Below are 2,304 nucleotides of genomic sequence, written 5' to 3'. Positions count from 1 at the left end.
TCGGACCGCGGCATCCGCTTCGAATGTGCCATCGGGATCCAGTGCCCTCAGCGCCGCCAGTTCCGCCGCGGTGGGTTCGGGGGTTGGACCGGCCTGCGACATGTCGGTTTCGAAACCGGTCGCGGCACGTATGTCGTCCAGCGTGACATCCGGGTGATGCGAGGCCACCGCAAGCCGTCCGTCCCTCTTGTCGAAAACGCACATCGGCGTGACGACGGATTGCAGGTTCCCCTTGGCTGTCTGGAAGAACAGCGTGTCGACCAGCGTGCGCGTCGAATGCTCCGTCCGCCACGTGGCGGCCCGCTTCAGCGTCGGCATCATCACGGCCGATCCGCCGCCGCCCGGCAGGCGCACCTTGGGGCTGTCCCAGTCCCCGATGACCGAGTTGTTGGTCGCCCCGGTGCCGTCGATCTGGCTGGCGCCGAGGAAACACAGGTCCATGCCGCCGCGCGTGCACAGATCGTAGAAATCCTCGTTGGCAAAGATCGAGCGCGAGCCCGCGGTAAGGGCCGCGTCCCCCGACGACAGGGGCACCGGTCCCGCCAGCTCGGCATCGACCCCTCCGGCGACGTTCAGCCATGTGAAGTCGAAGTCGTAGGCGCGCTTCGCGACCAGGCAGGCCAGCATCGGCAGGGTCGAGTTCACACCCGAGAACGTCACCTCTGACGGTCGGATCAGGCGGGCCAGGTTGATGACGATATAGGAAAACGGGGTATACTTGGTCATGCCGGCTCCTCCTGCCTGGCTTCGGGTGCCGCCGCCATGTGCTCCTCGATGGAGCCATCGGCGCTTTCTTCCACGTACCGGGCGACGGCATCGTAGTTGACGTCGTAAACCGGGGCGAGCGACCCCGGCCAGGCGCCCTGCGGCGCATGAACGGCGGCGGCGGTCATGAAAGCGGGCACCAGGGTCAGTTCCGGCCGCTGCGAAAAGCTTTCGGACGGGGCCAGGGTCTCGGCGGTCACCAGGACCTTGCGGGCCGCGCGTGTCAGCGCCCGGTCCCAATGCGGCGAGCCCTCGACGCGGGCATTGCCGTCGCGGTCCACCGCATGGGCATGAATGACGGCGAAATCCGGGCGGATGGCCGGGATCAGCCAGACCTCTTCTTCGCCGCCGTAGGGGTCTGTCATCTTCTTCCAGCCGGACACCTCGGCGATCTGGCTGCCATGCACGCCGCCGACCGGCATGAAGGGCACGCCGGCTCCGGCCGCGCGCAGCCCGGCGGTCAGCGTCATGCAGGCGTGTTCTTCCAGCTTCACCGTCCCGCTTTCGATCGCCTTGCGATACCCGCCGGCAAGACCGAAATTGCCTTCCATGGCGACGATCCCGGCCCGCACGCGCGACACGCACCCGGCCCGGCACAGGATGTCGATGTCGTAACCGGGGGATGCCTTGATGATTTCCAGGTCGCGCTTGCCCTGCCGGATCAGCTCGCGGACAAAGGCGAAGGGGCCGCGGTGCAGGAAACTGCCGCCCAGCCCGATGGACGCGCCATCCGGGATCGTGGCGACCATCTCTTCCAGGGTGACAAGTTTTTCCGAACGGGTCATGAGGGAACCTTTCGCTTCAAAGTGTCTGTTGCGGCTTTGGCGTCTTGCCGCGCCGCTTTCTGGGCCGCGACGTAGGCGGCGATCCGGTCGCGCAGACCGGGCCGCGCGGCAGACGCGACGAACGCGGCCATGTCCGCTTCGGGATCGGCCCGGCAGACCGTGGTCGACAGCTGCGCCGCCACGTGCGGGTCAAGTTTCAACACCCCTGCGCTCCAGTCCTCCAGCGCCTCTTCCGGCGCGGCGGGCGTGGCATGCACGAGGCCAAGCCGCAGCGCATCCTCCGCGGCGACGGGCCCGCCGGCAGACAGCACCCGTTCCGCCGCGTTGCCGCCAATCCGAAGCGACAGGCGATGCGTGCCGAGGAAGATGCCGAACCCGAGACCCGGGAACGCCATGCGCCCGCCGTCCGACAGCACGCGGTGCTGGCAGCAGACCAGGATGTCGGCCCCCGCTCCGATCGCGGCTTTCTGTGCCAGGCCGAGTGTCCGGCACGGCAAGGACCACAGCCGCTGCAGCATCAGCTCGATGCGCGTCAGCAGCCACAGCATGTCCGCGTCCGACCGGCTCTCGATCCCCGCAAGGTCGAGCCCGGCACAGAAGACCGGCCCGGCGCCGGTGATCACCAGGCCGCGCGGCGTTTCGGCCTCGACCCGGTCAAAGGCCGCATGCAGGGCCTCGACCATGTCGAGCGACAAGGCGTTGCGCGTGTCCGGCGCGTTCAGGGTCAGGCGCCAGACGGGGCCTTCGGTGTGCA

At 68.3% G+C, this 2,304-nt stretch carries 3 protein-coding genes; all 3 read right to left on the bottom strand.

The genetic code is table 11. The annotated features are described in order from the left end of the window. Positions 1 to 726: CoA-transferase subunit beta (locus RBB18_RS23100; protein ID WP_306112637.1), on the bottom strand; the 726-nt coding region annotated here is incomplete at its 3' end. Continuing rightward, a complete protein-coding gene (locus RBB18_RS23095) occupies positions 723 to 1,550 on the bottom strand; it encodes a CoA transferase subunit A (RefSeq protein ID WP_103765133.1) in 828 nt (275 codons plus the stop codon). The genes RBB18_RS23100 and RBB18_RS23095, both read right to left, overlap by 4 nt. Next, positions 1,547 to 2,304: enoyl-CoA hydratase/isomerase family protein (locus RBB18_RS23090; RefSeq protein WP_306112636.1), on the bottom strand; the 758-nt coding region annotated here is incomplete at its 5' end. The genes RBB18_RS23095 and RBB18_RS23090, both read right to left, overlap by 4 nt.

Source organism: Roseovarius sp. MMSF_3298 (genome assembly GCF_030733705.1).
In the GTDB taxonomy this organism is placed as follows: domain Bacteria; phylum Pseudomonadota; class Alphaproteobacteria; order Rhodobacterales; family Rhodobacteraceae; genus Roseovarius; species Roseovarius confluentis.
This window is presented reverse-complemented; position numbering and strand designations above follow the sequence as displayed.